General features: G+C 59.9%; 5 protein-coding genes. 3 read left to right on the top strand and 2 right to left on the bottom strand.

The genetic code is table 11. From position 1 onward, the window contains the following. Positions 1-48 precede the first annotated feature (48 nt). Genes IRZ24_RS16055 through IRZ24_RS16065 form a run of 3 tightly spaced genes read left to right on the top strand, consistent with a single transcriptional unit; the run spans position 49 to position 3,433 of the window. The gene (locus tag IRZ24_RS16055; RefSeq protein ID WP_297166241.1) at positions 49-1,047 is read left to right on the top strand and encodes an ABC transporter permease; all 999 of its coding nucleotides are present in this window, start codon (positions 49-51) and stop codon (positions 1,045-1,047) included. Further along, entirely contained in the window at positions 1,047-2,264 is a 1,218-nt protein-coding gene (locus tag IRZ24_RS16060) for an ABC transporter ATP-binding protein (RefSeq protein ID WP_297166244.1), read from the top strand. Before IRZ24_RS16055 ends, IRZ24_RS16060 begins: the two co-directional genes overlap by 1 nt. Next, positions 2,261-3,433 carry an ABC transporter ATP-binding protein gene (locus IRZ24_RS16065; RefSeq protein WP_297166247.1) on the top strand — a complete coding sequence of 391 codons (1,173 nt, stop codon included), beginning with the start codon at positions 2,261-2,263 and terminating at the stop codon, positions 3,431-3,433. Before IRZ24_RS16060 ends, IRZ24_RS16065 begins: the two co-directional genes overlap by 4 nt. On the opposite strand, the gene IRZ24_RS16070 is transcribed toward IRZ24_RS16065, so the two are convergent. After that, positions 3,424-4,857 carry an amidohydrolase gene (locus tag IRZ24_RS16070; protein ID WP_297166250.1) on the bottom strand — a complete coding sequence of 478 codons (1,434 nt, stop codon included), beginning with the start codon at positions 4,855-4,857 and terminating at the stop codon, positions 3,424-3,426. The genes IRZ24_RS16065 and IRZ24_RS16070 overlap by 10 nt on opposite strands. A gap of 135 nt (positions 4,858-4,992) precedes the next feature. Beyond that, positions 4,993-5,623, bottom strand: a 631-nt coding sequence (locus IRZ24_RS16075; RefSeq protein WP_297166253.1) for an amidohydrolase family protein, incomplete at its 5' end; no start/stop codon positions are given.

The raw sequence follows: 5,623 nt of genomic DNA on the forward strand, positions 1-5,623 counted from the left end.
CGCCTTTCTCGATCCCCGCGTCCGCCTCGAAAGGAGTGCCTGACTACTATGAGCCTGGGCAAGGATCTCAAGCACGTAGCTACTCTCGAGCCGGAAACGATCCCGTCAACGTTTCCAAAAAAGTTTCCACGCAAGGATTCGCGGCTTGCTCGCCTGGGTGAGAGCCTCCGGCTGGTCTGGCAGGTTCTGACGAGCAATCGCAAGGTAGCGATTGGCAGCAGCATTGTCGCCTTCTTCTTTCTGGTGGCCATTTTTGGGCCACTGCTGGCCCCCTATGATCCCACTGCGACCTCCAAGCTGTCGGAAACGCCGCCCTCGGCTGCCCACTGGCTAGGCACAACGGCAACGGGTCAGGATATCTTCTCGCAGCTGCTCTACGGCACGCGCAGCAGTGTCTTCTGGGGTTTCCTGACCGGCTTCCTGGTGACTCTGGTCTCAGTCGTGGTTGGCCTGGTGAGCGGTTACTTCGGCGGGATCATCGACGAGATTCTCTCGCTGGTGACCAACGTTTTTCTGGTGATCCCGGCGCTCCCGCTGGCCATTGTGGCGGTCGGCTACTTCCCCAAGGGGCCGCTGACGATTGCCCTGGTGATCATCCTCACCAACTGGTCCTTTAATGCCCGCTTACTGAGAGCACAGACGCTCTCGATGCGCAGCCGAGAGTTTGTGACGGCGGCACGGGCCAGCGGTGAGAGTGTCTGGCGTATCATTTTCTTCGAGATTTTCCCCAACGAGATTGGCATTGTGGCGGCGGCTTTTGTGAGCACAGTGATCTTTGTGCTGTTGGCCTGGACGGCACTGGAGTTTTTGGGGCTAGGCGATATTAACACCGTGAGCTGGGGAAGTATGCTCTATTGGGCACAGCAGTCCGATTCGATCTTCTCCGGCCTGTGGTGGTGGTTTGCCCCTCCGGGCTGCTGTATCGCCTTGCTTGGTGCCGCCCTGGCGCTGATTAACTTCGGTATCGATGAGATTGCTGATCCGCGACTACGCAGCGAGATCAGCGAGCATGTGCCGAAGGAACTCAAAGAGAAGGCGGTAACGTAATGCCTATGACGGACAATCAGTCTCACCACACCCCCAACACTCATAGCAATGGCAATGAAGTCCTCCTGGAGGTCCGCGACCTGAGCGTTGACTACTATGCGGTCAACGGCATCGTACACGCGGTCAAAGAGGTGAGCTTCGAGCTGCGGCGGGGCGAGATCCTGGGGCTGGCGGGCGAGAGCGGCTGCGGGAAGTCGACGCTGGCTTACGCGATCTCACGCCTCCTGCGTCCACCTGCCTATATCACTGGCGGTCAGGTGCTCTATCACCCGCGCAAGCGGGAGAAGCTTGAAAAAGCCTCCCAAATTGTCGCCGTTAGTGATCTAGGGGCCAGTCAGCCCTCCTCCAACGGAGCGGCGGCTTCCACTCCCTCGCCGGAGAGCATCGATGTGCTGCGTCTTTCTCCGGCTCAGCTTCGGGCTTTTCGCTGGAATGAGATGGCCATCGTCTTCCAGAGCGCTATGAATGCGCTCAATCCGGTGATGACCATCGGCACCCAGATCATGGATGTCTTGAAGACGCACTGTCCTGAGATGAGCGCGGCGCAGCGCAAGGAGCGCGCTGCTGAGCTTCTGAAGATGGTAGGCATCGCCCCCGATCGCCTCCGCAGCTACCCTCACGAGTTGAGCGGCGGTATGCGTCAGCGCGCGGTGATCGCCATCGCTTTGGCGCTGACTCCCGAACTGATCATTATGGATGAGCCGACGACGGCTCTCGATGTAGTGGTGCAGCGTGAGATCCTTGACCTGATTAGCTCGCTCTGCCGCGAGTTTTCAACGGCGCTGATCTTTATCACGCACGACCTGTCGCTGCTGCTGGAACTGGCCGATACGATTGCGGTCATGTACGCCGGCAAGATGGTGGAGAAGGCCAGCAGTAAGGAGTTCTACGCTCATCCGCGTCATCCCTATAGCTACGGCCTGCTGAATTCTTTCCCCAAGTTGCACGGCCCCATTCGCCGCATGGCCGGGATTCCTGGTTCTCCACCTGATTTGCGCGCTGTCCCCTCGGGTTGCGCTTTCCATCCACGCTGTCCCTTCGCTTGGGAGGCTTGTCAGCGCCTTGAACCCCAGTTGCTGCCTTCAACGGCGGAGACGCCGCGCCAACTGGCGGCTTGCCATCTCTATGATGCTCATCTACGACCAGAAGGGCCGCCGAGCAGCGCCGAGTTCGCGGCTCGCTATGAGGCTCTGGCTGAAGGGAGTGCAATCGCATGAGCGTTTCTGAGCAGCTGACTGTACAACAGACTCCAGAGAAGGTCTTACAACCGGTGTTGGAGGCGGAGCATTTGCGCAAAGATTTCCCCCTGCGCTCTATTCGCCTCTTTGGTCCACCGCGTGCTGTCCATGCTGTGGAAGATGCCTCGTTGGCCCTCTATCCAGGGCGCGCAACGGCTGTGGTAGGCGAGAGCGGCAGCGGCAAGACGACGATCGCCCGCATGCTGGCCCGTCTCTATGACCCGACTTCAGGGGTGATTCGCTTTCACGGGCAGCCTGTCGATCTGAAGGCGCGTGGCCAGGCCCTGCGCGCGTATCGCCGCCACGTGCAGCTGATTTTCCAGGACCCCTTCGCTTCTTTGAATCCTATCCACAGCGTCCGCTACCACCTCAGCCGTCCGCTGCGCGTGCATGGCCATGTCCATAATCGCCAGGAGGAGACCGAGCAGATTCTAGCGCTGCTGCGCCGCGTGAGCCTGACCCCCGCCGAGCAGTTCATTGAGAAATATCCCTACCAGCTAAGCGGTGGTCAGCGCCAGCGCATCGCGATCGCTCGCGCGCTGGCCGTGCGCCCGGAGGTCTTGCTGGCTGACGAGCCTGTCTCGATGTTGGATGTGTCGATCCGTCTGGATATTCTGAATCTTTTGCTGCGTCTCAAGGACGAAGAGCAGCTCGCCTTGCTCTATATTACACATGATATCGCTAGCGCTCGCTACTTCGCTGAGGAGACGCTGGTGATGTACGCCGGACAGATGGTGGAGGGTGGTCCCAGCGAGGAGGTAACGCAGCGTCCGAAGCATCCGTATACTCAGTTGCTGCTGTCGGCTGCTCCCGATCCCGATCGCATGATGGCTGGTCAGAAGGTGCAGCTACCGGCGCGCGGGGAGATCCCCAGCCTGATCAATCCTCCCAGCGGCTGCCGCTTCCACCCACGTTGTCCTCACGCGATGGAAATCTGCCGTCAGCGCTTCCCACGCCGTACCCATTTGGGCAATGGCCACTGGACCCACTGTTTTCTCTATGGCGACGGCGACGGAGAGCCGGTAGTCAGTCCTCGTCTGAAGGCCACCAGCAGCGAAGGTGTGGCGGCCTCGACCGCTATGGGCGCTCCTGATACCGGCTCTTCTTCTTTGACAACACCCTCTGATGGAGCCGGTCCTCAGTCGTAGAGACTGGTTGTGATAGGAATGTGAAGGCGTTTGAGGCCAGAACGCGCGACGACTCGCTCTGTGAGTCGTCGCGCGTGTTCGATGATCTCAGCTTCGTCTAGGGTAAGGACGCGGCGATTCTCCATGACCAGAGTGCCGTTGATGATGCTGTGCTTGACGCTGCTCCCAGTGGCAGCGTAGACCAGCGTTTGGACTGGATCATTGCAGGGAACCCACTCGACCTGGTTGAGGTCAAAGAGGATGAGGTCGGCCCGCTTGCCAACTTCGACGGAGCCGATTTCGTCATCCCAGAGCAGGGCCCGCGCTCCTTCGATAGTGGCCATGCGAATGGCCTGTCGCGCCGGGATCATGGCAGCGTCCATGCGAGCATCTTTGAAAAGGCCGGCTGCCAGGTAGAGCTGACGTGTCATATCGAGGGCCCCAGAGGCAGAGACGCCGTCGCAGCCCAGAGCCACGGTAATGCCCGCCGCGAGCATTTCGGGATATTTGCCGATGCGTGTGGCTCCTTTGGCAATCTTGAGTGAGGTGCCGGGGCAAAAGGCAACTTTGGTCCCATGCTGGGCCAGGAGGGCAATTTCAGATTCTTTGATGGCGACAACATGCGCCAGAACAAGATTCGGTCCAAGGGCTCCAATGCGCTCCAGGCGCTCAACGGGCCAGAGACCGTATTTCTGCTCGCTGACGCGCGCTTCTTCAATGGAGGAGGCAATATGGTAGGTGGTGCCAACACCGAGCCGCTCAGCTAGCTCGCGAGCCCCGCGATGCAGTTCGGGGCTGCATGGTTCCTTGCCTTCAATGTTGACCCAGCAGCGGATGCGTCCGTCAGCGTAGCCGTTCCAGCGTTTAACGCAGGCTTCGAGAGCGGCCAGGGCTTCGTCGGCGTCTCGAAAGAAGTGATGAGCCACCATCTCAGGGGTCCAGTAGGGCGGGATGACTTCCGGCTTGACGTCGGCAGCGTGGCGGCCTGTGATGCCTCGTATCCCAGCCTGAGCCGCTGCTTGAACGGTGATGCCAGCGTCGTTCTGGGACCCCATATCCAGGAAACAGGTCGTGCCCGTTTTGATCATTTCGAGACAGGCTAAGAGCACGCTCCAGTGTTCAGCCTCTTCGTCGACGGCAGCGTAGAAGGGCTTGGCCCAGTTGAAAACCCAGGGCCGCGTTGTGAGGCTGTCGGGAAAAAGCCCGCGACTGAGCTGCTCCGAAAGGTGAACATGGGCTTCAACGAGACCAGGCATGAGCAGGGTACGCCGCCCGTCGATGATGCGGTCGAAGCGACTGCCTTGGTAACGTGCAGCGATTTCGTCGGCTCGACCGATGGCAGCAATCCGCGTATCTTCAATGACGACCGAGGCGTGCTCCAGGATGCTATCATGTTGGTCGACGGTCAGGAGATAGTCGACGTTGTCGATGAGAATGCGTGTCATCGCTTCACTTCCCTCGCTGTTCTCTCTTCTCTTAAGCGCCAGGCTGGCCAGGTGATCTGCTCTGCTGGCTTCGATGCCGGGAGATGGAAGCCCGGCACCGCTTCCCTGCGCAGGGAAGCGGTGCCCTTGTCTCCTCTAGGGATAGGAGCGTTGCACGCGCCCGATGCCTGGTTTGGCAAGCAGTTGCCCGTCGCGGTAGACGACTTGGCCACCTTTGATAGTGAGTCTCGGCCAGCCTTTCACGGTCATGCCGTTAGCCGGCGTCTTGAGTTTGGAAAAGGTGGTCTCGGGACTAACAACGCGCTCGGCTTCCATGTCAACAAGCACAAGGTCGGCATCTTTGCCAATGGCGATGGAGCCTTTGCGGTCGTCAATATGGTAGAGACGGGCCGGGTTGAGGGCCGCTACGTGGACTAGTTGCTGCAGGTTGATGCGCCCTTTGTGGACGCCTTCAGAGAGCAGCAGCGGGAGGGCAACTTCGATGCCAGGCATGCCCGCGGTGACACTCCAGAGGTCGTCGGTTTCATGCTTCTCGCAGGCGATATGGTCGGTGCCGACGGTGGCAATGGCTCCGCGACGAATGGCTTCCCAGAGGCGTTCGCCGTTGGCACGGTCGCGCAAAGGCGGATTCATTTTGCCGATGGCACCAATGCGCCCGCCGGCCTCCTCGGGAAAGACGGTCAGAAATTGGACCAGGGTTTCAAGAATAGGCGGAACCTTGGTCCAGCGGGTAGCAGCGTCGACACCGTCGGCAGTGCTGAGATGC

Source organism: Thermogemmatispora sp., from assembly GCF_019683755.1.
Classification (GTDB): Bacteria; Chloroflexota; Ktedonobacteria; order Ktedonobacterales; family Ktedonobacteraceae; genus Thermogemmatispora.